Source organism: Natronincola ferrireducens, assembly GCF_900100845.1.
GTDB classification, from domain to species: domain Bacteria; phylum Bacillota; class Clostridia; order Peptostreptococcales; family Natronincolaceae; genus Natronincola_B; species Natronincola_B ferrireducens.
On record NZ_FNFP01000002.1, the window covers coordinates 175255 to 201105 of the forward strand.

General features: G+C 34.0%; 26 protein-coding genes. All 26 read left to right on the forward strand.

From position 1 onward, the window contains the following. Positions 1-29 precede the first annotated feature (29 nt). The 26 genes from smc (at position 30) to fliJ (ending at position 25850) form a co-directional block, all read left to right on the forward strand. Positions 30-3614, forward strand: coding sequence for a chromosome segregation protein SMC (gene smc / locus BLS22_RS06315; protein ID WP_090552240.1), 3585 nt, complete (start codon positions 30-32; stop codon positions 3612-3614). 12 nt (positions 3615-3626) lie between these two features. Then, on the forward strand, positions 3627-4889 hold the full coding sequence (gene ftsY, locus BLS22_RS06320) for a signal recognition particle-docking protein FtsY (RefSeq protein WP_090552243.1): 1263 nt from the start codon (positions 3627-3629) through the stop codon (positions 4887-4889). A gap of 100 nt (positions 4890-4989) precedes the next feature. Continuing rightward, the gene (gene ylxM, locus BLS22_RS06325) at positions 4990-5358 is read left to right on the forward strand and encodes a YlxM family DNA-binding protein (RefSeq protein WP_090552250.1); all 369 of its coding nucleotides are present in this window, start codon (positions 4990-4992) and stop codon (positions 5356-5358) included. Between the two features lie 22 nt (positions 5359-5380). Beyond that, the gene (gene ffh, locus BLS22_RS06330) at positions 5381-6727 is read left to right on the forward strand and encodes a signal recognition particle protein (RefSeq protein ID WP_090552253.1); all 1347 of its coding nucleotides are present in this window, start codon (positions 5381-5383) and stop codon (positions 6725-6727) included. Between the two features lie 29 nt (positions 6728-6756). Beyond that, entirely contained in the window at positions 6757-7002 is a 246-nt protein-coding gene (rpsP, locus tag BLS22_RS06335) for a 30S ribosomal protein S16 (protein ID WP_090552257.1), read from the forward strand. A gap of 24 nt (positions 7003-7026) precedes the next feature. After that, complete coding sequence (locus tag BLS22_RS06340; protein ID WP_090552261.1) at positions 7027-7254, forward strand: KH domain-containing protein; 228 nt, start codon at positions 7027-7029, stop codon at positions 7252-7254. A 188-nt stretch (positions 7255-7442) separates the two neighbouring features. After that, entirely contained in the window at positions 7443-7943 is a 501-nt protein-coding gene (gene rimM, locus BLS22_RS06345; RefSeq protein ID WP_090552265.1) for a ribosome maturation factor RimM, read from the forward strand. Beyond that, positions 7940-8680 carry a tRNA (guanosine(37)-N1)-methyltransferase TrmD gene (gene trmD, locus BLS22_RS06350; RefSeq protein ID WP_090552269.1) on the forward strand — a complete coding sequence of 247 codons (741 nt, stop codon included), beginning with the start codon at positions 7940-7942 and terminating at the stop codon, positions 8678-8680. Before rimM ends, trmD begins: the two co-directional genes overlap by 4 nt. A 104-nt stretch (positions 8681-8784) precedes the next feature. Continuing rightward, the gene (gene rplS / locus BLS22_RS06355) at positions 8785-9135 is read left to right on the forward strand and encodes a 50S ribosomal protein L19 (protein WP_090552271.1); all 351 of its coding nucleotides are present in this window, start codon (positions 8785-8787) and stop codon (positions 9133-9135) included. Between the two features lie 129 nt (positions 9136-9264). Beyond that, positions 9265-10119: a ribosome biogenesis GTPase YlqF gene (gene ylqF / locus BLS22_RS06360; RefSeq protein ID WP_090552275.1), complete on the forward strand. Its 855-nt coding sequence runs from the start codon at positions 9265-9267 to the stop codon at positions 10117-10119. A 30-nt stretch (positions 10120-10149) separates the two neighbouring features. Next, complete coding sequence (locus BLS22_RS06365; protein WP_090552280.1) at positions 10150-10761, forward strand: ribonuclease HII; 612 nt, start codon at positions 10150-10152, stop codon at positions 10759-10761. Positions 10762-10778: 17 nt separating this feature from the next. Next, positions 10779-11126, forward strand: a complete 348-nt coding sequence (locus BLS22_RS06370) for a YraN family protein (RefSeq protein ID WP_330386480.1) — start codon at positions 10779-10781, stop codon at positions 11124-11126. Between the two features lie 114 nt (positions 11127-11240). Then, on the forward strand, positions 11241-12776 hold the full coding sequence (locus BLS22_RS06375) for a YifB family Mg chelatase-like AAA ATPase (protein WP_090552287.1): 1536 nt from the start codon (positions 11241-11243) through the stop codon (positions 12774-12776). Positions 12777-12779: 3 nt separating this feature from the next. Beyond that, on the forward strand, positions 12780-13871 hold the full coding sequence (gene dprA, locus BLS22_RS06380; protein WP_244269483.1) for a DNA-processing protein DprA: 1092 nt from the start codon (positions 12780-12782) through the stop codon (positions 13869-13871). Between the two features lie 70 nt (positions 13872-13941). Then, entirely contained in the window at positions 13942-16017 is a 2076-nt protein-coding gene (topA, locus tag BLS22_RS06385) for a type I DNA topoisomerase (RefSeq protein WP_090552290.1), read from the forward strand. A gap of 78 nt (positions 16018-16095) precedes the next feature. Continuing rightward, positions 16096-16629, forward strand: a complete 534-nt coding sequence (gene hslV, locus BLS22_RS06390) for an ATP-dependent protease subunit HslV (RefSeq protein WP_090552293.1) — start codon at positions 16096-16098, stop codon at positions 16627-16629. Positions 16630-16650: 21 nt separating this feature from the next. Next, the gene (gene hslU / locus BLS22_RS06395) at positions 16651-18042 is read left to right on the forward strand and encodes an ATP-dependent protease ATPase subunit HslU (RefSeq protein ID WP_090552297.1); all 1392 of its coding nucleotides are present in this window, start codon (positions 16651-16653) and stop codon (positions 18040-18042) included. A 20-nt stretch (positions 18043-18062) separates the two neighbouring features. Next, entirely contained in the window at positions 18063-18842 is a 780-nt protein-coding gene (gene codY, locus BLS22_RS06400) for a GTP-sensing pleiotropic transcriptional regulator CodY (RefSeq protein ID WP_090552300.1), read from the forward strand. A gap of 685 nt (positions 18843-19527) precedes the next feature. Further along, positions 19528-19935 (forward strand): flagellar basal body rod protein FlgB, encoded by a 408-nt coding sequence (gene flgB, locus BLS22_RS06405; RefSeq protein ID WP_090552304.1) that lies wholly within the window; start codon positions 19528-19530, stop codon positions 19933-19935. 3 nt (positions 19936-19938) lie between these two features. After that, complete coding sequence (gene flgC, locus BLS22_RS06410; RefSeq protein ID WP_090552307.1) at positions 19939-20382, forward strand: flagellar basal body rod protein FlgC; 444 nt, start codon at positions 19939-19941, stop codon at positions 20380-20382. 11 nt (positions 20383-20393) lie between these two features. Then, on the forward strand, positions 20394-20702 hold the full coding sequence (gene fliE / locus BLS22_RS06415) for a flagellar hook-basal body complex protein FliE (RefSeq protein WP_090552311.1): 309 nt from the start codon (positions 20394-20396) through the stop codon (positions 20700-20702). Positions 20703-20726: 24 nt separating this feature from the next. Continuing rightward, positions 20727-22274 carry a flagellar basal-body MS-ring/collar protein FliF gene (gene fliF, locus BLS22_RS06420; protein ID WP_090552316.1) on the forward strand — a complete coding sequence of 516 codons (1548 nt, stop codon included), beginning with the start codon at positions 20727-20729 and terminating at the stop codon, positions 22272-22274. A gap of 15 nt (positions 22275-22289) precedes the next feature. Further along, the gene (gene fliG / locus BLS22_RS06425; protein WP_090552319.1) at positions 22290-23309 is read left to right on the forward strand and encodes a flagellar motor switch protein FliG; all 1020 of its coding nucleotides are present in this window, start codon (positions 22290-22292) and stop codon (positions 23307-23309) included. Beyond that, complete coding sequence (locus BLS22_RS06430) at positions 23293-24087, forward strand: FliH/SctL family protein (RefSeq protein ID WP_090552324.1); 795 nt, start codon at positions 23293-23295, stop codon at positions 24085-24087. The genes fliG and BLS22_RS06430 overlap by 17 nt, the downstream gene beginning before the upstream one ends. Further along, the gene (gene fliI / locus BLS22_RS06435; protein ID WP_090552329.1) at positions 24065-25381 is read left to right on the forward strand and encodes a flagellar protein export ATPase FliI; all 1317 of its coding nucleotides are present in this window, start codon (positions 24065-24067) and stop codon (positions 25379-25381) included. Before BLS22_RS06430 ends, fliI begins: the two co-directional genes overlap by 23 nt. Positions 25382-25400: 19 nt before the next feature. Next, positions 25401-25850, forward strand: coding sequence for a flagellar export protein FliJ (gene fliJ / locus BLS22_RS06440; protein WP_090552332.1), 450 nt, complete (start codon positions 25401-25403; stop codon positions 25848-25850). Position 25851: the final 1 nt, after the last annotated feature.

Below are 25851 nucleotides of genomic sequence, written 5' to 3' on the forward strand. Positions count from 1 at the left end.
AATTTTATGGCATGTTTGGAGGGAATATTTTGTATTTAAAAAAGGTAGAGCTTCATGGTTTCAAATCCTTTGCCAATAAAATAGAGATGAGCTTTGAAAAAGGTGTTACTGCAGTAGTAGGGCCAAATGGAAGTGGGAAAAGTAATATTTCAGATGCCATAAGATGGGTCCTTGGGGAACAGAGTGTTAAGTCCCTAAGGGGTAGTAAGATGGAGGATGTTATTTTTTCAGGAACAAGCAATAGAAAGGCTTTAGGTATGGCGGAGGTTTCTCTCACTTTGGATAACAGCTCTCAAATGCTACCAATAGATTATGAAGAAGTCACCATTACAAGAAGGATGTATCGATCTGGAGAAAGTGAATACTATTTAAATAAATCAAACTGTCGTCTGAAGGATATAAGAGAGCTATTAATGGACACAGGAATTGGAAAAGATGGCTATTCTATTATTGGCCAAGGAAAAATTGATGAGATATTAAGTAGTAAATCTGAAGATAGAAGGCAATTGTTTGAAGAAGCTGTAGGAATTGTTAAGTATAAACATAGGAAACAGGAGGCTACAAAAAAAATAAATGCAACAAAGGATAACTTGTTAAGGGTGACAGACATCATTCATGAACTACAAAGTCAATTGGGACCTTTAGAAAAACAAAGTAAAAAAGCTAAAAGGTATACTTCTTTAAAGGAAAATCTCCTAAAGCTGGAGGTAAATCTTTTTATTAAAGAAATTGACAAGATAGATTTAGAGCTAAAACATATCCATCAACAGATGGATATGCTTAAAAAATCATTAGCACTCCAAAATAACGAGAAGGAAAGCTATTTTACTAAGTTGGAAGAAATCCAAAAACAACTGGATTTATGGGAGAATGAGATTGAACATTGTCAAAAAGACTTTTATGCTACACAAGGTGATATTGGTAAAAAAGAAGGAGAAGTTAATTTAAACCAAGAAAAACTAGCACATTTCATAGAAAATATTGAAAGACTTGAAAAAGAAGTTGAAGATATTTATAGGGATAATATAAAGGTTACAAAACAGTTAGAGGAAAAACTGACACAGTTAAAAAATGTAGATACATCATTAAAGGAATTAGAAGAAAATTTAAAGAAAGAAACAATGGAATATGAAAAGATAAATGAGTCTAGCACTATAAAATTACAGGATATAGAGGAATCAAAATCTAGCATCATTAATACGTTAAATGATATATCTGACAAAAAAAGTGATGGTAATAGTTTGAAAACTCTTGTAAACACAATGGATCATCGTATAGGTCAAATTCATAAGGATAGAATAAATTATGAAAAAAAAGAAGAAGAAACACAAAAAAAGATTTGTGATTTACAGCAATCTCTTGAAACAGTATTAAAAAACCTTGAAAAAACAGAAAAAGAAATAACTATAATTACTATAGAAAAAGATAGAATAGAAAATCAACAACAGGATATAGAAAACCAACTAGAAATCATAAAAAATCAAACGAATCATAACCAGTCCAAGAGAAATATTATCGAGGAAATGGAAAGGGAACATGATGGTTACAACAGAAGTGTAAAGAACACCTTAATAGCTTGTAAAAAGGATAAATACTTAGGAGAAGGAATCTATGGTGTTGTAGCCAACTTAATGAAGGTGCCAAAGGGATATGAAACAGCCATAGAAACTGCACTAGGAGCAGCTATACAAAATATTGTTACAAGAAATGAGGAAGATGCTAAAAAACTGATAGCCTATTTAAAAAAACACAACCTAGGCAGAATAACTCTTTTACCATTGACTTCAATGCAGAAAAAATCTATGAATCAAGAGGAATTGGAGATTGTTAAGGAAATTGACAATGCCAAGATTGCTATAGACCTTGTTGAGTTTCATAATCAGTTTTTAAAGGTATTTTCTAATCTATTAGGAAGGGTGGTAGTTGTTCCTAATATAGATATAGGTGTAAAAGCTGCTAAAAAGCTGCACTATAAGCTTAAAATTGTTACTGTAGATGGAGATATCATAAATATTGGGGGTTCTTTAACAGGCGGTAGTTCTACATTTAAGGGTAACAGTATTTTAGGCAGAAAAAGGGAATTGGAAGAACTAAACCAATCGATAGTTATTTTAGAAGAACAAGGCAAGAGATTAAAGGAAAAACGCAACATACTGCTTGAACAACTAAATAATAAGCAACACAAATTAGAAATTTTACATAAACAGCAGCAGGAAAATAAAATTATTGAGGCTACTTTAAAAAGCAAACTTCAACAGGCTAAAGAGGAAAAATATGAAACAACTGATTTTATTCATAGGATGAAGCGAGAACTACAGGAGCTAGAGGAAGCTAAAAAAACCACATTAGAAAAATATAAGCTCATTGAGAGGGCAATACAAGATATGGAGGAGACTATTTCCCAAACAAAACAGATGGTAGAAGGTTATGAAGAAAACATTGTTAAAGAAAAACAGCAATTAGAAAAACTGAATGAAGGAATAACTAAAGGTAAAATTAAGACTGCTACTATAAGAGAACAAAAAAAATCTTTATTGCAGGAAATTGAAAACCTTCAAACAATCTTAAAGTTCAATGAGACCCAGCTAGAGGAAAAAAACAAACGGATAGCTGAGATTAATAAAGACCATAAAATACTTCATCAAGTGATTGAAGAAAATAAAATACAGTTACAAAATTTAATGGGAATACTCAGAGAGTTAGAAAAAAAGTTAGAGGAGTTAAAGAAGAAGAGGCAGGATCTATTACAAGTAGATAAACAGAAAAAGGAAAGTCTCCAACAGATTGAAGAAATAATAAAGGACTTAAATGAAAGTACCTATAAATTGGACATGAAATGTACTAGGTTAGAAATGCAACAGCAAAGCTTTTATAACAAGCTATGGGAGGAATATGAATTAACTTATATTCAAGCAAAGAATATAAGAGAAGATATAACAGACAACATAAATATAGGGAGGGAAATCAAGACTTTAAAGGATGAGATTAAAGGATTGGGTCATATTAATATGGAGTCCATCCAGGAGTATGAAAATGTTAAGGAACGTTATGAATTCTTAACAAATCAAAAAGATGATTTAGAAAAAGCTCGACAAACTTTAGCTAAGGTTATCAAGGATATGGAAGAAACCATGAAAAAGCAGTTTCTAGAAGAGTTCATTAAAATTAGAAAGAATTTTAATGATGTGTTTATTAAGCTTTTTGGTGGTGGAAAGGCTCAGCTTGTTTTAGAGGATGAAAAAGATTTGTTAAATTGTGGTATTGAAATTATTGCTCAGCCACCAGGGAAAAAACTTCAAAGTTTATCTTTGCTATCAGGAGGGGAACGGGCATTAACTGCGATATCTTTATTATTTGGCATATTATTAGTTAAGCCTAGCCCATTCTGTATTTTAGACGAAATTGAAGCAGCGTTGGATGATGCAAATGTTAATAGATTTGCAGGATTTTTGCAGGAACTTTCCCCTGACACCCAGTTTGTTGTTGTTACCCATAGAAGGGGAACAATGGAAAGTGCTGATGCCCTATATGGAGTTACTATGGAGGAAGAAGGTATATCAAAAATTGTTTCAGTTAAATTTACCGATGAAATGAACAATGAAATCGCCAGTTAGGAGGAAACATCTATGTTAAAAAAACTATGGGATAAGATAGCAAAGAAAAATACTGAGTTAAGTAATGATGGCTATGAAGATAAAGAAGGATTAAAGAAAGATTTTAAGGAAGAACAAGAAGAAAATAGTATTGTTGACCCCAATGAAATTTTGGAAGTAGAAACCCATCAGCTAGAGAGTGAAGATAGAAGAGAGATAGAAGAAATAGAAGAAATAGAAGAGATAGAAGCGATAGAAGAGATAGAAGAGATAGAAGAGATAGAAGAGATAGAAGAGATAGAAGAGATAGAAGAGATAGAAGAGATAGAAGAGATAGAAGAAATACTAGAAGAACCAGTAGAAGAACCAGTAGAAAAAATCAGCTTATTTCAACGATTAAAGGAGGGATTGTCCAAAACAAAAAAAGGTATTACCGATAAGATTGATGTTTTGGTTCAATCTTATCAAAGTATAGATGAAGATCTTTTCGAGGAGTTAGAGGAAATTTTAATTACTGCTGATATTGGTGTTAACACAACTATGGAGGTTATAGATGAACTAAGAAATACCATAAAACAAGAAAAGATAAAAGATCCACAAGAAATTAAAAACCTATTAAAACAAAAATTAACTGATATATTGAATCAGCTCTCATCAACGGATTTAAACGTAGAGCCTACACCTTCTATTATACTGGTAGTAGGAGTAAATGGTGTAGGAAAAACTACATCTATCGGGAAGATTGCTCATAGATTAAAGAAACAAGGGAAAAGAGTGCTTTTAGCAGCTGGAGACACTTTTAGAGCGGCCGCTATAGATCAATTAAAGATATGGGGGGATAGAGTAGGAGTTGATGTTATTAAACATCAAGAGGGCTCAGACCCCGCAGCTGTTATTTATGATGCTATTCAAGCGGCTAGAGCTAGAAATATTGATGTATTAATATGTGATACTGCTGGTCGCCTCCATAACAAAAAAAATCTAATGAATGAACTAGGTAAGGTGTTCAAGGTAGTAGAAAGGGAATATCCTCAGGCAACTAAGGAGATATTGCTAGTACTAGATGCAACCACGGGACAAAACGCCATACAGCAAGCCAAGACCTTTAAAGAGGTAGCTAATATTTCAGGCTTAGTTTTAACAAAATTAGATGGAACTGCTAAAGGTGGTATTGTAATTGCCATAAGTCGTGAATTAAATATTCCTGTAAAACTTATTGGTGTAGGAGAAAAAATGGAGGATTTACAAGAGTTTCATGTGAAGAATTTTGTTTCAGCACTGTTTGGAGAGGAATAGAAAGCTGTCAATAAAAAATACTTGACAACAAAGTACTTTTCATATAAAATGCTACTGTAAAGCAAAAGTACTTTACATTAAATGTATAGGAAGTGCTGTCATGATAGAGAAAAAAATAGAAATATCTATGCTGTATGATTTCTATAGTCAATTACTCACAGAAAAACAGAGGGATATCATTGACCTATACTATAATCAGGATTTATCTCTAGGAGAAATTGCACAGGAGTTTAATATATCTAGGCAGGCAGTATATGATACCATTAAGAGAACAGAAAAAATACTTTATGATTATGAGGAAAAATTGAAGCTCCTTCAATTGTTTCGTTCCAAAATGATTAATATAGAAAATATACAACAAAAAGTACTAACCTTAGAAACAAAAATAGAATCCAATATATCAAAAGAATTACTAAAGAAGGAAATAGATGGTATAAAACTATTGTTTGATCAGTTATTAAATAATTAAGTCCTCTAGGTAGGTGAAAAGAATGGTTTTTGAAGGATTAGCTGAAAAGCTTCAAAACACGCTTAAAAAGCTAAAAGGCAAAGGAAAACTTACAGAACAAGATGTAGCAGAAGCAATGCGAGAAGTTAAATTGGCTCTTTTAGAGGCGGATGTTAACTTTAAGGTTGTAAAGGATTTTGTAAAAAAGGTGAAAGAAAGAGCTATAGGGGTTGATGTTTTAGAAAGTCTAACTCCCGGACAACAGGTCATCAAGATTGTTAATGAAGAATTAACTGATCTTATGGGACAAACCCAAAGCAAATTAACCTTTGCGTCTACTCCCCCTACCATCATTATGCTGGTAGGTTTACAGGGGGCTGGTAAAACAACCACTTGTGGAAAGTTATCTGGATTACTTAAAAAGCAGGGCAAGAGACCTTTGCTAATAGCTGGGGATATTTATAGACCAGCTGCTATAAAACAACTTCAAGTGGTAGGAAGTCAAGTGGATGTTCCTGTGTTTACAATGGGAGACAAGCTAAGCCCAGTGGACATTGTAAAGGCAGGGGTTGAACATGGTATAAACCATGGTAATGATGTAATCATTATTGATACTGCTGGGAGACTTCATATTAATGAGGAATTGATGGAAGAATTACAGGATGTAAAGTCCACGACTAAGCCTCATGAAATATTGCTGGTAATAGATTCTATGACAGGACAGGATGCTGTTAATGTTGCAGAAGAATTTAACGGCAAGCTAGGAATAGATGGTGTTATTTTAACAAAGTTAGATGGTGATACTAGGGGAGGGGCAGCTTTATCTGTTAGGGCAGTTACCAATAAACCCATAAAGTATGTAGGCTTAGGGGAGAAATTAGAAGATTTAGAACCCTTTCATCCTGATAGAATGGCTTCTAGAATCTTAGGGATGGGAGACGTTCTAAGTCTTATAGAGAAAGCCCAAGCTTCCTTTGATGCTGAAAAGGCTAAGGAACTCCACAATAAGATGAAAACTCAGCAATTTACCTTTGAAGATTTCTTGGAACAGCTACAACAGGTAAAAAATATGGGCCCTATTAGTCAATTGTTAGATATGGTGCCTGGTGCTGGTGGAAAACAGTTAAAAAATCTTGAAGTGGATGAAAAAGAGTTAGTGCACATACAAGCTATTATTCAATCCATGACAAAGGAAGAGCGATTGAATCCTTCTATTATTAATGGCAGCAGAAGAAAAAGAGTCGCCAAGGGTAGTGGCACCTCTGTTCAACAGGTAAATAGACTATTAAAGCAATTTGAACAAACAAGAAAAATGATGAAGCAGTTTGCTGATATGGAGAAATCCATGAAAAAGGGAGGAAAATTTAAGTTACCTTTCTTTGGAAGATAGAAGTTTAATTATTTAAAGGAGGTGAAAAAATGGCAGTAAAAATTAGATTAAAAAGAATGGGTCAAAAGAAAAAGCCTTTTTACAGAATTGTAGTTGCTGATGCTAGATCTCCTAGGGATGGTAGATTTATTGAAGAAATAGGATACTATAATCCAGTTTCCCAACCAAAGGAAATAAAAATAGATAATGAAAAAGCAACAAAATGGTTAAATGATGGTGCACAACCAACTGACACTGTAAAAGACTTATTCAAAAAGAATGGGATTATTGAATAATCTTTTAAACTAGGGGGTATACAAATGGGTCAATTAGTGGAAATCATCGCTAAAGCACTAGTAGATCATCCTGAGGAAGTAGTTGTCACAGAAGTAGAAGGAAATCAATCAATCATTGTTGAATTAAAAGTAGCCCCAGAAGATATGGGAAAAGTTATTGGTAAGCAGGGAAGAATCGCAAAAGCTATTAGAACTGTAGTCAAGGCTGCTGCTACCAAAGAAAACAAGAGAGTTATCGTAGAAATTATTTAATTAATAAGGATTAGGTGAACCTAATCCTTATTGAAATTTTCACCCTGCATAAGGGACTGACAGTAAATGTAAGATTTTTGTCATCTGTTTATAGTTTTAATAACTTTCCTTTAAGTTAATACTAAGTATAAATAAACAATAGCATTACAACCATATTTTTTAGTTTTTATTAAAAGGATGTAGAGCCTATGAAATATTTGAGAATCGGTAAAATATTAAATACCCATGGCATAAAAGGTGAGGTAAAAGTATTTTCATTGACGGATTACCCAGAACGATTTGAAGAGCTAAAATGGATATACATTGAGGACTATAAAGAAAAATTTCATATAAAAAAAGTGAAATATAGGCCAAAAGATATTTTGCTATCTTTTGAAGGCTATGACGATATTAATAAGGTTGAAAAATTCAAAGGTAAATATCTCTTAATTGATGAAAGTCAAAAAAGAGAATTACCAGAGGATACTTACTATATAACCGACATTATAGGGTTAGCTGTTTATACCATTGCAGATCAATATCTAGGAACTGTAGTAGATATTTTGCAGGCAGGCTCTAATGAAGTATATGTAATTAAAAACAAAGAAGGAAAAGAAGTATTGATTCCTGCTGTTAAGGAGTTTGTGCCGGAAATATCTTTGGAAGCTGGTAAAATCATTGTTAAGCCTATTGAAGGAATGATAGAATGATTATAAAAATTTTAACCTTATTTCCAGAAATGATTAAAGGACCTTTAAATTTAAGCATTATTAGAAATGCCCAAGATAAAGGATTATTAGATATAGAATATATTAATATAAGAGACTTTGCTGAAAATAAGCATAAAAAAGTAGACGATTATCCCTATGGTGGTGGGGCTGGAATGGTAATGACTCCACAACCTATATTTGATTCCTACGATGAGGCTGTTAAAAAGCTTAAAGTTACTAAGAAGCCGAGAACTATATATTGCTCCCCAAAAGGGAAGGTCTTTTGTCAAGAACTGGCATTAGAGCTGGCTAAGGAAGAGGAATTGATTTTTATTTGTGGGCATTATGAAGGCATAGATCAGCGGATTATTGATAGCTTAGTAACTGATGAAATTTCTATTGGTGACTATGTATTAACTGGCGGAGAGTTGCCTGTGGCTGTTATTATAGACGCTATATCACGACTAATACCAGGGGTTTTGGGTCAAAACGAAAGTTTTCAGGAAGAATCCTTTTATTCTGGCTTGTTGGAGTATCCCCACTTTACTAGACCCCAAAGCTTTCGGGGCTTAGATGTCCCCTCTGTGCTACTATCGGGAAACCATAAAGCAATTGAGGGATGGAGAAAAAGTAAATCCTTAGAAATCACCTTCAAAAGACGCCCTGATCTATTGGAAAAGGCAAATCTTACTGAAGAAGATAAAAGAATAATAGATGATTTTAAAAAACATAGCTAATTAACTATTGTATTATTAACACAATTATGATATAATTTCAAGGTCAGTACGGACGGTCCTCTATGTAGAACATATGAACGTCTAGGAAGGAAGGAGGTACAACCATGGATTTAATAAGAGCTATAGAAAAAGAACAATTAAAGAGTGATGTAGTAGAGTTTAATACTGGTGATACAGTAAGAGTACATGTTAGAATTAAAGAAGGTAACAGAGAGAGAATTCAGGTTTTCGAAGGAATCGTTATTAAGAAGCAAGGTGGGGGTGTAGGAGAAACCTTTACAGTAAGAAGAATTTCCTACGGTGTTGGTGTTGAAAGAACCTTCCCAGTACATTCTCCAAAGATTGAGAAAATCGAAGTTACAAAACATGGTAAGGTAAGACGAGCTAAATTATTCTATTTAAGAGATAGAATTGGTAAAGCTGCCTTCAAGATTAAAGAAAAGAAAAAATACTAGTAATAAAGGGACTGTAGACAGTCCCTTTATTTAATGTAGTAAATAATCATAGAATTATATAACTCCGTTAATTTACATAAACTAAGTAAAAGTCTTAAGATCTTCATTGATTTTAAAAGGAGAGATACAATGAATATCAATTGGTATCCTGGCCATATGAAAAAAACAAAGGAGCTATTAAAAGAGCAATTAAAGTTAGTAGATGTAGTATTTGAACTACTAGATGCAAGAATTCCATTAAGTAGTAAAAATCCAATCATAGATGAAACTATTGGCAACAAGCCTAAAGTCATTATATTAAACAAATCTGACCTTGCTAATGATACCATTACTAAACAATGGATAGATTACTATAAAAAACAAGGACGATATGCTCTATCTCTTGATACCATTAGTGGTAGAGGTTTAAGGGAGGTTACAGTAGCAGGGGAAAATGCTGTTAAAGAAAAAATGAATGCTCTACAAGAAAAAGGCCGCAGGATGAGGCCAGTAAGAATCATGATTGTAGGCATTCCTAATGTAGGCAAATCTTCTATTCTTAATAGATTGGCAGGGAGAAAAAGTGCTAAAACAGGCGATAGACCTGGCGTTACCAAAGGAAAACAGTGGATTCGTTTAAAAGGAAACATGGAACTACTGGATACTCCAGGAATATTGTGGCCTAAATTTGAAGATCAAGAAGTCGCTTTGAATTTAGCTTTTACAGGTGCTATTAAAGATGAAATTATGGATATAGAAACATTAGCCCTAAAACTAATAGAAAAATTATGGTTAACAGATAAAGAAAAATTAATGGATAGATATAAAGTGGGGGAAGAAGCAAGCTTACCTTTGGAGGTTATGAATGAAATTGCTAAAAACCGTGGCTGTATCCTTCGGGGTGGTGAAGTAGATTATTCTAGAACAGCTAATATGGTGTTAGATGAGTTTCGTGGCGGAAAAATCGGAAAAATATCCCTAGAAAAACCTTTGATATTGGCATAAGGATTTGATAGGAAAAGGGGGATTTTTTGCATGGAATTAACTATAGAAAAACAGCTGTGGGAAAAAGGGTATGAATATATAGGATTTTGTGATGAAGTAGGAAGAGGATGTTTGTTTGGTCCAGTATTAGCAGCAGCGGTGATTTTACCTAAGGATTTAATGATAGAAGGTGTGAAGGATTCCAAAAAACTTTCTCCTAAAAAGCGAGAAATAATGTATGAAATGATTATACAGGAGGCTGTTGCCATAGGAATAGGAATTGTTATGCCACAGGTTATTGATGAAATTAATATAAGAAATGCCACTAGGCTTGCTATGAAGGAGGCAGTCATTAATCTAGAAGATAAAGAAGGAAACAAAATAACTCCTGATTATATTCTGATTGATGCTGAAGAAATCGATATAACTATTCCCCAAACACCTATTGTCCAGGGTGACAATCTAGTACATGGTATTGCAGCGGCTTCTATTATAGCCAAGGTTACTAGAGATAGATTGTGTGAAGAGTGGCATTACCATTATCCTGAATATGGAATTAATCAACACAAGGGGTATGGAACCAAAAAGCACACAGAAGCATTAATAAAGTATGGACCCACCTCTATGCACCGCAAAAGTTTTTTGAAAAAAATATTAGGTTAAATAAAGGGGAGATGGTAGTGGGTAAAAATTTAGGAGCCTATGGTGAAGGTATAGGGAAAAAATATTTATTAGAGAAGGGTTATGTTATATTACATAGTAATTATAGAACGAAGCTAGGGGAATTAGATATTATTGCTCAGAAGGATAATATAATAGCTTTTGTAGAAGTGAAAACCAGACGAAATAGTAGCTTTGGTCTTCCTAGAGAAGCTGTTGATTATAGAAAACAACTAACATTAACAAAGATAGCCCAACTATATATACAGCAAAAAAAGCCAGGAAATGTTGACTTTCGGTTCGATGTAATAGAAGTTCGATGGATAGATGATAAATATGAAATAAACCATATTGAAAATGCTTTTTAAAGAAAAACTATGCCAACTGTTTCTTGGAAAGTTATTAGAGAAATATAAAGGAAAAACTTCATTTATATAGAATATTCTACTAATAATAATCTACGGAATAGGAAGTGGGATACAATGTTGGCAAAAGTTAAGACCTCTTGTTATTATGGGCTATTGGCTACAGAGATTGAAGTAGAAGTTGATATAACCAATGGTTTACCTGTGGTCAATATAGTGGGATTACCAGATGTTGCTTTAAAGGAATCCAAAGAAAGAGTAAGATCTGCAATCAATAACAGTGGACTAGAATTTCCTTTGAAAAGAATTACTATAAATCTTTCACCCGCCGACACAAAAAAAGAAGGAACCCATTTTGATTTACCTATAGCACTAGGTATATTAGCAGCCTCTGGGCAAATACAATTAGCAAAATTAGCTCAAGTAGTAGTGTTAGGAGAGTTATCCTTAGATGGTGAAGTTAATCGTGTAAACGGAGTACTACCAATGCTTTTAGAAATGTATACTCAGGGTTTTAGAAAAGTAATACTGCCTTTAGCCAACATAGAAGAAGCAAAAGCTGTCAGGGATCTTGAATGTATTGGTATTCAATCACTGAAGGAATTAATTTCTTTTATTAATAATGAGGTGGAAATAGAAACCCATACTGGAAGTGTGTTAGCAACATGGGGCAATGCTGAATTTCAAGAAGATTTTAAAGACTTAAGAGGGCAGGAAAACTTAAAAAGAGGATTAGAAATTGCAGCTGCTGGAAGTCACAACCTATTGATGATAGGTCCTCCTGGTTCAGGAAAGACCATGGCGGCACGGCGATTGCCTTCAATCATGCCTAAATTAACTTTTGAAGAAGCTATGGAGATAACTAAGATATATAGTGTTGCTGGACTATTAGATGCCAACAAAGGTTTAATCACCCAAAGACCCTTTAGATCCCCACATCATACAGCCTCAATGGTTGCATTAACAGGTGGGGGCAGGATACCAAAGCCAGGTGAAGTTTCATTAAGTCATTATGGTGTCTTGTTTTTAGATGAGCTACTGGAATTTAATAAAAATGTATTAGAAGTATTGAGACAGCCTATAGAAGATGGACACATCACCATATCTAGGGTAAATGCTTCCTTTACTTTCCCAGCTAAATTCATGCTGATAGGTTCCATGAATCCTTGTCCCTGTGGCTACTATGGCAGTGAAAATAGAGGGCATACTTGTAATTGTACTATCCAGCAGGTTAACCGATATGTCAGCAAAGTATCGGGACCATTATTAGATCGTATGGATATAGTTATAGAAACAGCAGCTGTTTCCTACGGAGATTTGACCAGCAATATAAAGGCAGAAGGTTCAAAGGAAATTCGCAAAAGAGTAGAAAAAGCCCGTCAGAAGCAGTTAGATAGATACGAAGGAACACAGTTTATGGTTAATAGTCAATTAACCCCATCAGCCTTAAAAAAGTACTGTCATCTAGATAGTAATTCCCATAATTTATTAAGTAATGCTTTTTCTAAGCTCAATCTAAGTGCTAGAGCATATAATAGAATTATTAAAATTAGTAGAACCATTGCTGATTTAGATGAAAGTGATAGCATAAAAAGCCATCATGTGGCAGAAGCATTACAATATAGAAGAGTCAATAACCTTATGGGGAGGTAAACCGTGATTAATAAGAGAAATATCCTGATCTGGCTTAACTATATAGGAGGCATTACCTATGAAATGATACTAAGTTTCATAGATTATTTTGGTGAACTTGAAGAAGTATGGTATGCAAGTGACAAGCATTTACATGAAGTGATGAACAATCATCGTATAATTGCTGAAAAAATGTTGAAAACTAGAAACAAACAGTTTTTAGATAAATTAATAAATAAAACAAACACAAATACCTATCATATCGTTACTATATTGGAAGCAGACTATCCAGAAAAACTAAAAAGCATATATAATCCACCTTATGTAATATACATAAAAGGTAAAAAGAACTTTGATAAACCCCTTATTGCAATGGTGGGTGCAAGGAAATCAACAGCCTATGGAAGGTGGGCTGCTAAAAAAATTGCAACAGAGTTGGGAGAATGGGGAGTAGGTGTAGTCAGTGGATTGGCTTTGGGAATCGATGCAGAAGGGCATAAGGGAGCCTTAGACCATGGAAGTTATACAATTGGTGTTTTAGGATGTGGTATAGATGTCTGCTATCCTCAAAGCAATCATTATTTATATAAACAGATAGAAGAAAAGGGCTGCATAGTATCAGAATATGGTCCTGGAATAGAACCCTACAAACATCATTTTCCGGCTAGAAATCGTATCATCAGTGGTCTATCTGATGGTGTAGTAGTGATTGAGGCCAGCGAAAAAAGTGGAACCCTTATTACAGTAGAGCATGCCCTTGAACAAGGAAGAGACGTATATGCCCTTCCAGGAAACATAAATTGCAATCAAAGCAAGGGAACAAACCGATTAATTAAAGAGGGAGCAAAAATTTTGTTGGATATTGAGGATATTCTTGAGGACCTTCGATACAAATATCCATTAAACAATATAGAGGCACAAAAACAAATAAAGGAAAATTTAAGTGATGAAGAACTAAAAGTATTTAATATTATTAAACAACAACCGATTCCTATTGATTTGATAGCTTATAAAAGTGGAATAAGTATCTCTGAACTGAATACAATATTAACCATATTAGAATTAAAGGGTTTTATTTGCCAGTTATCAGGAAAAACATTTACATTAAACAAATAAATCTGTTATAATAGATTGGATTAATTTCACATAATAATTCAAAAACAATGATGTACTGGAGGTGAGGTGATTGACAAAATCCCTTGTGATTGTAGAATCACCTGCTAAAGCAAAGACAATAAAAAAATTTTTAGGAAAAAATTATACGGTAAAGGCTTCCGTTGGTCATATTATAGATTTGCCTAAAAGTAAGCTAGGTATTGATATTGATGATGATTTTAAGCCGCAATATATTACCATAAGAGGGAAAGGACCTATACTAAAGGAGATTAAGGCAGAAGCCAAAAAAGCAAAACACATCTATTTAGCAACTGACCCAGATCGAGAAGGAGAAGCTATTTCGTGGCATTTATCCAATGCATTAAACATTAAACCAGATGTAGCCTGTAGAATTGAGTTTAATGAAATTACTAAAAATGCCATAAAAAGCGCTATCAAAAAACCAAGGACAATAAACAAAAGTGTAGTAGATGCACAGCAGGCTAGAAGAGTATTAGATCGATTGGTTGGGTATAAAATTAGTCCTCTTCTATGGAGAAAAATGAGAAAAGGGTTAAGTGCCGGTAGAGTTCAATCGGTTGCTACAAAAATTATCATCGAACGGGAAGAAGAAATCAACCGCTTTGTTCCTGAAGAATATTGGAGTCTCATTTTAAAAGTAGAGAACAGCAAAAAAGAAAAATTGCAATTGAAGTTTTACAGTGATGATTTAGGGAATAAAGATATTAAGAACGAAAAAGAAGTTAACAGTATCATTGAGAAAATAACTAATAAAAAACTAATTGTTACTGATGTAAAGCAAGGAACAAAAAAAAGAAATCCTTATTTTCCCTTTACTACTAGTACCCTTCAACAAGAAGCATCTAACAAATTAGGTTTTTCAACGAAGAAGACGATGGCTGTTGCTCAACAATTATATGAAGGAATCGATCTTGAAAAGGAAGGAACAGTAGGTTTAATTACCTATATCCGTACAGATTCCACTAGATTATCAGAAGAAGCTACAAAAAGTGCAAAAAATTATGTTTTAGACAATTTAGGCGAGAAATACATAAGTGAAGGTATTAAATCTACACCTAAGAAAAAACAGGATATTCAAGACGCTCACGAAGCTATACGTCCTACAGATATTTCTAGGAAACCTGATGCCATAAAAGGATCTTTATCCCGGGATCAGTTTAAGCTATATAAACTAATCTGGGAAAGGTTTGTTGCTAGTCAAATGACTGCCGCCATATATGATACACTAACAATAGAATTAAAAGTAGAAGACATAATCTTTAGAGCTTCGGGATCTAGATTAAACTTTGACGGATTTTTGAAAATATATTCCTTTGCTACAGCATCAGAGGAAATAAACCTACCTCTTGTAAAAGTAGGAGAAGAAATGGATATAAGAGACATCTTACCAAATCAACATTTTACCCAACCACCAGCCAGATATACTGAAGCATCTCTAGTAAAAACCATGGAGGAGTTAGGAATAGGCAGGCCCAGTACCTATTCCCCCACAATAAGTACAATTCTTTCAAGAGGTTATGTTGAGAAGGAAGGAAAACATTTAAAAGCAACGGAATTAGGGGTTCTTGTAACCGAGATACTTAATGAATATTTTACTGACATTATTGATATAAATTTCACTGCAGATTTTGAAAAGAGTTTAGATGATATTGCAGAAGGAAAAGAAGATTGGCATCAATTAATAAAAAATTTCTATGATATTTTTGAGAAAATGCTAAATAAAGCAGAAGAGGATATTGAAGAGATAGATATGGTAGAAGAAAGTGATGAGGACTGTGATGTATGTGGTGCTAAAATGCTTATTAAATACGGTCGATATGGTAAATTTTTAGCTTGTTCCAATTATCCAGAATGCACTTCCACAAAACCAATTATTCACAAAATCGGTGTAAAGTGTCCTAAATGTCAAGAAGGAGAAATAGTGGAGAGGAAATCAAAAAAAGGTAGAATATTTTATGGCTGCAGTGAGTTTCCACGATGTAAATTTGTCTCATGGAGTAAGCCTATAAATGAAAAGTGCCCACAGTGTAATGATTTACTAGCCCAGAAAATTAATAAAAAGAGCGAGAAGGTTGTTTGTACTAATAAAGAATGTAAGTATGAAAGGGAAATAAAAGCTGATTAGTTCTATAGAGAAATATCCATAAAGATTTGTCAATTTATTAAGTAGAGGCAATAGGAAGAGAGATGGGGGTGAAGCAATATGTTAAAGGGCACGACAATTGTAGCTGTTAGAAGGGGTGTTCAGGACTGTGCTATAGCTGGAGATGGGCAAGTCACCTTAGGAGAAAGAACAGTGATTAAACAGCGGGCTAAAAAAGTAAGACGTATTTATAAAGATCAAGTTTTGATCGGCTTTGCTGGCTCTGTAGCAGATGCTTTTACTCTGGCAGAAAAATTTGAAAATTATTTAGAAAAACATGATGGCAATCTCAAAAGAGCAGCCGTTGAACTGGCCCAAAGCTGGAGGCGGGATAAAATATTGACAAAGCTAGAGGCGATGCTAATTGCATTGGATAGAAATACTATGCTAGTCATAAGTGGTTCAGGTGAAGTAATAGAGCCCGATGACGATGTGATTGCTATAGGCTCTGGTGGTTCATATGCTTTAGCAGCTGCAATTGCTTTAAAGGAAAACACTGAATTATCGAGTGGAGAGATTGTAAAGAAATCTTTAGAAATTGCTGCCAATATATGTGTTTTTACTAACGATCAGATCATAGTGGAAACCTTATAGTAGTAAAGGAGGTGGGAACATATGAAGGATTTTACCCCCCGACAAATTGTAGAAGAGTTAGATAAGTATATTATTGGACAACAGGAGGCTAAAAAGGCTGTAGCTATTGCTTTAAGAAATAGGATAAGAAGAAGCAAATTAGCCTTAGAGCTTCAAGAAGAGATAAAACCCAAGAACATTTTAATGATAGGTCCTACAGGGGTAGGAAAAACAGAAATAGCTAGACGGTTAGCTAGACTAATTGATGCCCCTTTTATTAAAATTGAGGCTACTAAATTTACTGAAGTAGGATACGTAGGAAGAGATGTAGAATCCATGATAAGGGATTTAGTAGAGGCTTCTATTAGGATGATAAAGAACAAATATATAGAAAAAAATTACGAAAAAGCAAAGTCCTTAGCTAACCAGCGTTTGGTAGATTTACTGGATACTAATCCTAAAAAGGAAAATTCCTTCAAAAACCCATTGGATATGTTTTTTAAGGGCAACCAGTTTGTAGAAACAGACGAAGGGGTTCATGAAGATGAAGCTGATAGAAAACTTAAAAAACAACAAATCCAGAAACAATTAAAGGAAGGATTATTGGAAAATCAACTTGTAGAGATTGAAGTAGAAGATCGCATACCTAATACTTTTGGAGCTTTTGGCATAGGTAGTGAAGAGTTGAATATAAACTTTCAAGATATGCTGGGAGGGCTTATACCTAAAAAAACTAAAAGCAGGAAAGTTTCAGTAGGTGAAGCAAGAAGGATATTAACAGAGGAAGAAGCTCAAAAGCTAGTGGATATGGATGAAGTTATAATGACAGCTGTTTATAATGTAGAACAACAAGGAATTATTTTCATTGATGAAATTGATAAAATAGCAGGGAGTCATGGTACTATGGGACCAGATGTATCTCGAGAAGGTGTACAACGAGACATTCTTCCTATAATTGAAGGTTCAACCGTTATGACAAAGTATGGACCTATAAAAACTGATCATATATTATTCATAGCTGCTGGAGCTTTTCATATTGCTAAAGTTTCAGACCTAATACCAGAGCTCCAAGGAAGATTCCCTATTAGAGTTAACCTAAACAATTTAACTGTAGAGGACTTTCAGAAAATATTAATTCAACCACGAAATGCTTTATTAACCCAGTATAAGTTATTATTAGAAACAGAAGGTATAAAAATCCAATTTTTAGAGGATGCTATTAATGAGATTGCAACAATTTCTTATGGAGCAAATGTACAAGGAGATAATATTGGTGCTAGAAGGCTATACACTATTACTGAAAAATTATTAGAGGATATTTCTTTTGAAGCACCAGAGTTAAATACTGTAGAAATAACGATAGACAAACAATATGTAAGAAACAAACTTAAAAATACAATAAATACCTTTAAAGAAGATAATTATATTATTTAATGAACAAAGGAGGAAACAAAATGTCAAGCAACTTGTTAGAAAAAACAAGAAGAATTAACAAAATATTACAACAATCTGGGGATCATTCTGTGTCGTTCAACGAACTTTCTAGAATCCTAAGTGAGATATTAGAAGCTAATGTATATGTAGCCAGTTCAAAAGGTAAGGTGTTAGGGGTAAGTTTAACAGATGCTTCAGATTGTCCCATCATAGTAGATGAAAAAACAGGAACTAAAAGATTTCCAGAGGAATACAATGACCAATTATTACAAATCCTCGAAACAAAATCCAATATTACCGAAGATGACCTATTAAAAATATTCAAGTATGACGTGGACAGCTATAATAAACTAGTAACTATCGTTCCTATTAATGCCAGTGGTAAGAGATTAGGAACTTTAGTATTGGCGAGATATGAAAAAGAATTTTCAGATGAAGACTTAGTAATGGTGGAATACAGCGCCACTGTTGTAGGACTTGAAATACTTAGGGCAAAAACCGATGAAATTGAAGAAGAAGCTAGAAAGAAAGCTGTTGTTCAAATGGCAATTGATACTTTATCCTACTCTGAATTAGAGGCTGTAGAACATATTTTTAACGAATTAGATGGTAATGAAGGACTATTAGTAGCCAGTAAAATTGCAGATAGAGTTGGTATAACTAGATCAGTTATTGTCAATGCATTAAGAAAATTTGAAAGTGCAGGGGTAATTGAATCAAGATCCCTAGGAATGAAGGGAACTCACATTAGAATACTAAATAATAGATTGTTAGAGGAACTAAGGAAACTAAAGCGATAACTTTATAGAACTTAATATAATATAAAAGAAGTCACACTAAGTGGCTTCTTTTTTGTGTTTAGCATTTAAAGTTTTGTGTATTGTGCAAAGAGAATTCCCCTCGGCGTATTTAGGGATGCTTAGATTCTGAAGCAATTGTTAAAGGTAAGTTTTTTTAATCGGCACTATAAGACTTTAGACATAATAAATTAGGTCACAAAGCTTAGTGGAATCTTTTTCTAAATTAGTAAGAAAGTCCTAACTTAACTTAACTATTTCCACTGTTGATAAAAAAATAGCTTGCTAATTAAATTTTAGAATGGGGAGGGGTAAAATTCAGATAGATAAAATACAGTTATTGCAACAGATTAAAAATCAACAATAAAATAAATCCTATAAAGACTAGGAAAAAATATGGATATTTTTTACATTTCCATAAAAATCCTATAGAAGAAATTTAACAAAAAAAAGGTAAAAATTTAAAGGATTTAAATATCTTTTATCGAAATATAATCAGATGCAATGTAGTAAAATGAGATAAAATGTAGTAATATGTAAATTATAGAAAAAAATAAAGCATTGAAAAAAATAAAACTAAGCATATGTTAATCTATTAGCAAATCTAAAAAGCAGTAAAGGTTTCATGATAACATAGCCTGTAAATACAACTAGAAAATTTACAGTCAATTTATAGGGAGGATAGTATATGATGAGTATGTTTCAAAATATTGATATTATGACAAAGTCTTTAAATGCTTCGTGGAAGAGAAATGAGGTAATAGCCAATAATATAGCTAATGTAAATACACCTAATTATAAAAAAAGTCATGTGGTTTTTGAGGAACTGCTAAAGGATTATTTGAATGGAAGTTCTATTTCAGGTAGAAAAACCCATGAAAGCCATATTGATATTGGGATTACTGATATGAAAAATCTAAGACACAAAACAATAACTCCTGGGAATTACCAGACCCGGAGGGATGGGAATAATGTTGATATTGATGTAGAAATGGCGGCCTTAGCTAAAAACAACATTACTTTCAACACATTATCTACACAATTAAACAATGATTTAAGAAGATTAAAGCTAGCTATCAATGAAGGAAGGAGATAGAGCATGTCTATATTTAATGCCATAAATGTAAGTGCCACAGGTTTAACTGCGGAGAGATTAAGAATGGATGTTATTTCTAAAAATATTGCCAACGCTAATACAACCAGAACAGTAAATGGTGGACCCTATAGGAGACAGGTGGTTGTTTTTAAAACTGAGAAACAACCGGCTTTTGCAAAATATCTACAACAAGCTATGGGAGGAAAAGATAAGGGGTTGAAGGGGGTAGAGGTTACAGGAATTCGTGATGATCAATCTCCATTTAAAAAGGTTTATGATCCTGGACATCCAGATGCCAATGAAGAAGGTTATGTGTTGATGCCAAATGTAGAAGTTGTTACTGAGATGGCTAATATGATATCAGCTTCTAGAGCCTATGAAGCTAATGTTACTGCTTTAAATGCAACTAAAAATATGGCGCTAAAGGCTTTGGAATTAGGGAGATAGTGGAGGTGTAGATGTTGAAAATAAATGACTTACATATAATGAATGGTGTGGACAATGATCTAGGAATTTTCAATAAAAACAAAAATTCAGTTAAAGATAATCATTCTTTTAAAGCTTTTTTATCTGAAGCAGTAGATAGAGTAAATGAATTAGAAAACAGTTCTAAAACCTATTCTATGAAACTAGCTACTGGTGAGATTGAAAATATTCACGAAGCAATGATTGCATCGCAAAAAGCTGAAACATCCCTACAGTTTATTATGGAAGTTAGAAATAAAGTATTAGATGCCTATAAGGAAATTATGAGAATGCAGATTTAATCGCAGTTGAAAAGAGGTGTATGAATGACTGAAGGGCTAGAACAAATTAGAAATCAATTAAATGATTATCTTCATGGACTGGAAAAAAAACAAAAAATAAAGATATTTATATCTATCCTATTAACATTGCTAGCATTAACTGCACTTATTTTATACTTTGCAAGACCCCAATATGTTGTACTTTATAGCAACCTTGATCACAAACAAGCTGGAGAGGTTATGAATACCTTAGAAGGTAGCGGTATTCGAGCTAGGTTTGGAGATGCCAGTAGCACGATTTTAGTACAGAAACAGGATTATCAAAAATCACAGGTTGTAGTAGCCACTGAAGGTCTTCCTCAAGCCCGTTTTTCATATGAAGACTTTTTTTCAGGCAATAATTTAATGAAAACCAGTGAAGAAAAATCCAAAGAATTCATCGTTGCATTAGGAAACGAATTAGGAAAAATAATTGAAGAAATACCAGGAATAAATAAGGCTTATGTTACCGTTTCAATGCCAGAAACAACTGGATTTATTCGAACACCACAAGAACAGCATGCTAAGGCATCTGTATTTCTAAATCTAGATTATAATACACAGCTTGATAATAACAGTATAAATGGTATAGGTTTATTAGTTTCTAATGCAGTGCAGGGTTTAGAACCGCAAAATGTAACTGTTCATGGTCCTGACGGTAGGGTCCTCAATAATAATACAAGTCAATCCGATAGCTTATTTGGACCTAACGAGCAATTATCATTACAGCAAATGGTAAAAGAGGACTTAGAAGGGAGTATTACTGACTTTCTTTCTACAGTGTATGGCTTTGGCAATGTAGTGGTAATGGCAAATGTAAAATTAGATTTTGACAGCCAAATAACAGAAATACAAGAATTTTCACCCCCTATCGATGGGGAGACTGAAGGAATTATCAGAAGTATGCAAGAATTACAGCAAAGAGTAATCGACGGGGGTGTAGGTGGTCCCCCGGGAACAGATGCCAACATAGAGGATATCCCCCAGTATGGTGAAATAGAGGAAGGAAGCTCTGTTTATTATGAAGCAAATAAAACTATCAACTTTGAAATCAATGAACTGAGACAAAAAATTGTTAAGGCTCAAGGACAGGTACAGGATATAACTGTTGCTGTTTATTTAAATAGCAGGGCTTTAAATGATGGTAATCTTACAAATGAAGAAAGAAGAGAATTAGAAAATCTCATATCTGCTGCGGCGGGCTTAGATACCAGGGTGGTTCGAGTAGCTGTACAAGAATTCAATAATTCATTAGAGGATCAGTTACGATTAGCAATGGAAGCAGAGGATGTAAAGACAACTCCATCTATCCCATTGTGGATGATAGGATTACTGGTGGCCACATTGTTGGGTATTCTGTATTTTGTTATGATACAAACTAAAAAAAGAAAGACCCCAAAAGAAATTCCCCTCAGCACTCCTGTAGAAGAATCTTTACAGGAGATAGAGTTGGAGATGTCAGGCTCTGAAGTGAAACAGCAACTAGAAAAACTAGTAAACAAAAAACCAGATGCCGTAGCACAACTTCTAAGGAATTGGCTTAGTGAAGATTAGAGGTGAATAAGAATCATGGCCAGGAGAAATGGAAAAGGTGAAATAACTGGAAGAGAGAAGGCAGCAGTTTTATTAATTAGCTTGGGACCAGAATACTCAGCACAAATCTTCAAACATTTAAATGACGAAGAAATAGAAGAATTGACTTTGGAAATCGCCAACATGAGAAAGGTTTCTCCAGGAGAAAAGGAAAAAATCATGGAGGAGTTCTATCAGATATGTATTGCTCAAGAATACATATCAGAAGGCGGCATCAATTATGCCAAAGAGGTACTGGAAAAGGCCTTAGGCTCACAAAAAGCATTAGATATCATTAATAAGCTAACAGCCTCCCTACAGGTTAAACCCTTTGATTTCGCTAGAAAGGCAGATCCAGGACAATTGTTGAATTTCATACAAAACGAACATCCTCAAACAATTGCCCTAATATTATCTTACCTTCCAGCAAATCAATCAGCACAAATTTTATCGGCTCTTCCCCAAGCAAAACAAACGGAAGTAGCTAAGAGAATCGCAACTATGGATAGAACCTCTCCAGAAATTATCAAAGAGGTGGAGATGGTGCTAGAGAGAAAGCTTTCTGCCTTAGTTAGTCAAGATTACACTATGGCTGGAGGGATACAATCTATTGTGGATATACTTAATTCGGTGGACAGAGGAACAGAAAAAAATATTATGGATACCTTAGAGGTACAAGATACAGAGTTAGCCGAAGAAATTAGAAAACGTATGTTTGTATTTGAAGACATTATTACCTTGGATAGCACATCTATTCAAAGGTTCATTAGAGAAATTGATAATAATGATTTAGCAGTAGCATTAAAAGGAGCGACAGAGGAAGTTGCTGATGTCATTTATGCAAATATGTCTAAGCGTATGGCTGAAATGATTAAAGAGGATATGGAATTCATGGGACCTGTTAGACTTAGAGATGTAGAAGAGGCTCAACAAAAAATTGTGAACATCATAAGAAAGCTAGAAGAAACTGGAGATATTATCATTGCTCGTGGTGGAGGAGATGAAATCATTGTATAAGGTTTATAAATCCAGAGAAGTTATAGTAGGAAATACAAGAGCCATTGAGTTTATAGGTGATAATATTGTTCATAAAAAACATGATTCTTTAATTGTTCAAGAAGATAAGAGTAAAGCTAATAAAGCTATGGAGGAAAGGGCAAAAGAAATTCTAGATGCAGCAGAATTAGAGGCAAAAGAATTGGTAGAAAATGCAAAAAGAGAAGTTGATATGATTATTGAGGAAGCTTATCAAGATGCTAAGGATATTTATAATAAAGCCAAGAACGAGGGATATAATGAGGGCTTGACCTTAGGAAGACAAAAGGGCTATGAAGAATTCCATATGTTGCTGGAGGAAGCAAAAACTATCAAGCAAGGAATATATCAAACCCAAAAGGAACTAGCAAAAAGTTTAGAAACAGAAATAATTGATCTAGTGATTTATTGTGTGAAAAAAGTAATTGATTACGAACTTGATAAAAACCATGAATTACTGTTAAATCTTATTGAAAAGGGACTGCAAAAATGCACCTTTACAGAAACTTTAGTGGTTCGAGGGAATGAAAAGGAATACGAGGTGCTAAATTCTTATAAAAGTAGAATCTATATGATGACAGAAGGTATTGATGACTTAATAATTAAAAAGGATTTGGCTCTTAAAAAAGGCAGTATTATTATCGAAACATTGTCTGGTAAGATAGATGCCAGTGTAGATACCCAAATAAAACAAATTGAAGGCCTGTTCAAAGAATTGTTAAAAAGTGAGGGATTACATGAGGGAGATAGCACTGAATAAATATCAAAAATCCCTTGAAAATTTGGATTTAGTGAAGTACACTGGCCAGGTGTCCCAGGTTATTGGGTTAACTATAGAAGCCATTGGTCCAGCTGTAAGAATCGGAGAGGTATGTAAAATATACACTCTTGCCCACACCAAGCCTATTCTTGGTGAGGTTGTGGGGTTCAAGGGAAAAAAAGTTTTGCTAATGCCCTTGGGAGAAATGGAAGGGATAGGACCTGGAAGTAGAGTTGAAGCATTAGGAACTACTTTAGAGGTTAAAGTAGGGAAAAGCTTATTGGGACGAATTCTAGATGGGCTAGGCAATCCCATAGATGATAAAGGTCCTGTAAGGGAGACAAGAACCTATCCTGTAGCTGGAAAACCCTTCAACCCTTTAGAAAGGACAAGAATTATCCAGCCATTGTCTCTAGGGGTAAAGGCTATAGATGGACTTTTAACCTGTGGCAATGGTCAAAGAATAGGAATTTTTGCTGGTAGCGGTGTAGGTAAAAGCACCCTGCTGGGGATGATGGCTAGAAATACTCAAGCTGATGTTAATGTTATAGCATTGATTGGGGAGAGGGGTAGGGAAGTTAAGGAGTTTTTAGAAAATGATCTTAAGGAAGAAGGATTGAAAAGATCCATAGTTATTGTTGCTACATCTGATCAACCGCCTTTAGTAAGGATGAAGGGAGCACTATTAGCAACAGCTATTGCAGAATATTTTAGAGATGAGGGCAAAAATGTATTATTGTTGATGGACTCCTTAACTAGATTTTCTATGGCCCAAAGAGAGATAGGCTTGGCAATAGGTGAACCTCCTGTTACAAAAGGATATACACCTTCGGTTTTTGCAGAGTTACCAAAGTTATTAGAACGTACAGGAACATCAAAAAAAGGTGCTATTACAGGACTATATACAGTGTTAGTAGATGGAGACGATATGAATGAACCTATAGCAGATGCAGTAAGGGGTATTTTAGATGGACATATTGTTCTATCACGAAAAATGGCTACCCAAAACCATTACCCCGCTATTGACATTAATACTAGTGTTAGTAGGGTTATGCCTAATATTGTTTCTCCAGAACAATTAAGCATTGCTAATGAAATAAAGCAACTATTAGCTGTATACAGAGAAGCAGAAGATTTAATTAACATTGGCGCTTATGCCAAAGGAAGCAATAAAAAAATTGACACTGCAATAAGCAATATAGATGCTATCAACCATTTCTTACAGCAGGATGTGAATGATAAAATAACCTATGATGAGGCTTTAAATTTAATGCAGACATTACTCAACTACTAAGTAGAGGGGGTATTATAAAATGAAATTCACTTATAGATTCAACTCTATTCTTAAAATTAAAGAAAAGATAGAAGAGGAAAAAAAGTATGCCCTCGCATCTCAACAAAGAACCTGTGATATGGAAAAAGAAAACTTAAATCGTCTTTTAGAAAAGAAAAATGCTATTACCAGCAAAAAAAATCAGTTAACTAGAAATAATAATATAGTTAAAATTAGAGAATTAAAAAATGCATCACAGGATATTCAGTTCATTAACGATTTAATTGATAATCAAACCATTAGAGTAGAACAACAGGAAAAACGGGTTGTAGGCTGTAGAGAAGAACTTATAGTTGCTAAAAAACAAAAAAAGATATATGAAAAAATAATGGAAAAAGATTATCAAAACTTTAAACAACAGGAATTTAAAAAGGAAGCTGCTTTTATCGACCAGTTGGTTACCTATAAAAGCACTGTAAGAGGAGGTTAAA

What these genes read in the sequence shown, in the direction of transcription:
- ftsY (WP_090552243.1), top strand. Translation starts at nt 3,627, where the DNA reads ATGTTAAAAAAACTATGGGATAAGATAGCAAAGAAAAATACTGAGTTA.
- ylxM (WP_090552250.1), top strand. Translation starts at nt 4,990, where the DNA reads ATGATAGAGAAAAAAATAGAAATATCTATGCTGTATGATTTCTATAGT.
- ffh (WP_090552253.1), top strand. Translation starts at nt 5,381, where the DNA reads ATGGTTTTTGAAGGATTAGCTGAAAAGCTTCAAAACACGCTTAAAAAG.
- rpsP (WP_090552257.1), top strand. Translation starts at nt 6,757, where the DNA reads ATGGCAGTAAAAATTAGATTAAAAAGAATGGGTCAAAAGAAAAAGCCT.
- BLS22_RS06340 (WP_090552261.1), top strand. Translation starts at nt 7,027, where the DNA reads ATGGGTCAATTAGTGGAAATCATCGCTAAAGCACTAGTAGATCATCCT.
- rimM (WP_090552265.1), top strand. Translation starts at nt 7,443, where the DNA reads ATGAAATATTTGAGAATCGGTAAAATATTAAATACCCATGGCATAAAA.
- trmD (WP_090552269.1), top strand. Translation starts at nt 7,940, where the DNA reads ATGATTATAAAAATTTTAACCTTATTTCCAGAAATGATTAAAGGACCT.
- rplS (WP_090552271.1), top strand. Translation starts at nt 8,785, where the DNA reads ATGGATTTAATAAGAGCTATAGAAAAAGAACAATTAAAGAGTGATGTA.
- ylqF (WP_090552275.1), top strand. Translation starts at nt 9,265, where the DNA reads ATGAATATCAATTGGTATCCTGGCCATATGAAAAAAACAAAGGAGCTA.
- BLS22_RS06365 (WP_090552280.1), top strand. Translation starts at nt 10,150, where the DNA reads ATGGAATTAACTATAGAAAAACAGCTGTGGGAAAAAGGGTATGAATAT.
- BLS22_RS06375 (WP_090552287.1), top strand. Translation starts at nt 11,241, where the DNA reads ATGTTGGCAAAAGTTAAGACCTCTTGTTATTATGGGCTATTGGCTACA.
- hslV (WP_090552293.1), top strand. Translation starts at nt 16,096, where the DNA reads ATGTTAAAGGGCACGACAATTGTAGCTGTTAGAAGGGGTGTTCAGGAC.
- hslU (WP_090552297.1), top strand. Translation starts at nt 16,651, where the DNA reads ATGAAGGATTTTACCCCCCGACAAATTGTAGAAGAGTTAGATAAGTAT.
- codY (WP_090552300.1), top strand. Translation starts at nt 18,063, where the DNA reads ATGTCAAGCAACTTGTTAGAAAAAACAAGAAGAATTAACAAAATATTA.
- flgB (WP_090552304.1), top strand. Translation starts at nt 19,528, where the DNA reads ATGATGAGTATGTTTCAAAATATTGATATTATGACAAAGTCTTTAAAT.
- flgC (WP_090552307.1), top strand. Translation starts at nt 19,939, where the DNA reads ATGTCTATATTTAATGCCATAAATGTAAGTGCCACAGGTTTAACTGCG.
- fliE (WP_090552311.1), top strand. Translation starts at nt 20,394, where the DNA reads ATGTTGAAAATAAATGACTTACATATAATGAATGGTGTGGACAATGAT.
- fliF (WP_090552316.1), top strand. Translation starts at nt 20,727, where the DNA reads ATGACTGAAGGGCTAGAACAAATTAGAAATCAATTAAATGATTATCTT.
- fliG (WP_090552319.1), top strand. Translation starts at nt 22,290, where the DNA reads ATGGCCAGGAGAAATGGAAAAGGTGAAATAACTGGAAGAGAGAAGGCA.
- BLS22_RS06430 (WP_090552324.1), top strand. Translation starts at nt 23,293, where the DNA reads ATGAAATCATTGTATAAGGTTTATAAATCCAGAGAAGTTATAGTAGGA.
- fliI (WP_090552329.1), top strand. Translation starts at nt 24,065, where the DNA reads ATGAGGGAGATAGCACTGAATAAATATCAAAAATCCCTTGAAAATTTG.
- fliJ (WP_090552332.1), top strand. Translation starts at nt 25,401, where the DNA reads ATGAAATTCACTTATAGATTCAACTCTATTCTTAAAATTAAAGAAAAG.